Genomic DNA, 1,865 nt, shown 5'->3' on the forward strand with positions numbered 1-1,865 from the left:
GCCCACCCCGGCTCGTCCACCCCGTGAGCCTATCCGGTGCGGCCGGGCTCGTCAGGGGGATTCCCGACGGTCGGCGATGACCCGGCTCCGGGAAAAGAACCCCGGCGGAAAATTTTCCGGATCTCATTTCCGTGCGATGAACACCAACCGCGCGCCGGTGTGCACGCCCCCGCGAGACATTCCCAACACGCCCATTCGGGTGAGGTGATCACCATCCCGGAATGCCGGTGCTACACCATCGAAGAGCGCGAAGCGGCGACGCGGTCGTCATTCCCCCGAGCAGAGAAGAGAAGCCCATGGTGATGTCACCCGAACGCACCACCATCCTCGATGAACCGAAACCGAAATCGGTGGGTGCGCTCGTCGTCGCCTGGATGACCACGACCGACCACAAGAAGATCGGAGCGCTGTACATGGTCAGCGCCTTCGGCTTCTTCGTGATCGGCGGCGTGATGGCGTTGCTGATCCGGGCGGAACTCGCCCGACCCGGAAATCAGATTCTCTCCAACGAGCAATACAATCAGATGTTCACCATGCACGGCACGGTGATGCTGCTGCTCTTCGCGACCCCGCTCTTCGCCGGTTTCGCCAACGCCATCATGCCGTTGCAGATCGGCGCCCCCGACGTGGCGTTCCCCCGGTTGAACGCCCTGTCGTACTGGCTGTTCTTCTTCGGCGGCCTGATCGTGGTGGGAGCCTTCCTCACCCCGCAGGGCGCCGCGAACTTCGGTTGGTTCGCCTACACCCCCCTGTCCACCGAGGTGTACTCACCGGGTGTGGGCGCGGACCTTTGGGTGATGGGGCTGATTCTCAGCGGCTTCGGCACCATCCTGGGCGCGGTCAACTTCATCACCACCATCGTCTGCATGCGCGCACCGGGCATGACGATGTTCCGGATGCCGATCTTCACCTGGAACGTCCTGCTCACCAGCGTGCTGGTGATCATCGCCTTCCCGGTGCTGGCCGCCGCCCTGTTCGCCCTGGCCTCCGACCGGGTCCTCGGCTCACAGGTGTTCTCCCCGGCCAACGGCGGTCCGATCCTGTGGCAGCACCTGTTCTGGTTCTTCGGCCACCCCGAGGTGTACATCATCGCGCTGCCGTTCTTCGGCATCGTGTCCGAGATCATCCCGGTCTTCAGCCGCAAGCCGATCTTCGGTTACGTCGGTCTGGTGGCGGCGACCATCGCCATCGCCGGTCTGTCGATCACGGTGTGGGCGCACCACATGTACGTGACCGGCGCGGTGTTGCTGCCGTTCTTCGCCTTCATGTCGTTCCTCATCGCGGTCCCGACCGGGGTGAAGTTCTTCAACTGGATCGGCACGATGTGGCGCGGCTCGCTCAGTTTCGAGACGCCGATGCTGTGGGTGATCGGCTTCCTCGTGACCTTCCTCTTCGGTGGCCTGAGCGGCGTCATCCTGGCCTCGCCGCCGATGACCTTCCACGTCTCGGACTCCTACTTCGTCGTCGCCCACTTCCACTACGTGGTCTTCGGCACGGTGGTGTTCGCGATGTTCGCCGGCTTCCACTTCTGGTGGCCGAAGTTCACCGGGACGATGCTCGACGAACGGCTCGGCAAGATCCACTTCTGGACCCTGTTCGTCGGCTTCCACACCACCTTCCTGGTCCAGCACTGGCTGGGCGCCGAGGGCATGCCCCGCCGCTACGTGGACTACCTGGCCAACGACGGCTTCACCACGCTCAACACGATCTCCACCATCGGCTCGTTCCTGCTGGGCCTGTCCACCCTGCCGTTCATCTACAACGTGTGGAAAACCCGGAAGTACGGCGAGCGGATCGCCGTGGACGACCCCTGGGGCTACGGCCGGTCCCTGGAGTGGGCGACCCCCTGCCCGCCGCCCCGGCAC

The 1,865-nt window shown here is 64.4% G+C and carries 1 protein-coding gene; it reads left to right on the forward strand.

Going from position 1 to position 1,865, the window contains the following annotated elements; all coding sequences use genetic code 11:
* Positions 1 to 296: 296 nt before the first annotated feature.
* Positions 297 to 1,865 (forward strand): aa3-type cytochrome oxidase subunit I (gene ctaD / locus FNQ90_RS21625; RefSeq protein ID WP_182607889.1); only part of this gene is annotated, 1,569 nt, incomplete at its 3' end.

Source organism: Streptomyces alkaliphilus (genome assembly GCF_014141535.1).
GTDB classification, from domain to species: domain Bacteria; phylum Actinomycetota; class Actinomycetes; order Streptomycetales; family Streptomycetaceae; genus Streptomyces; species Streptomyces alkaliphilus.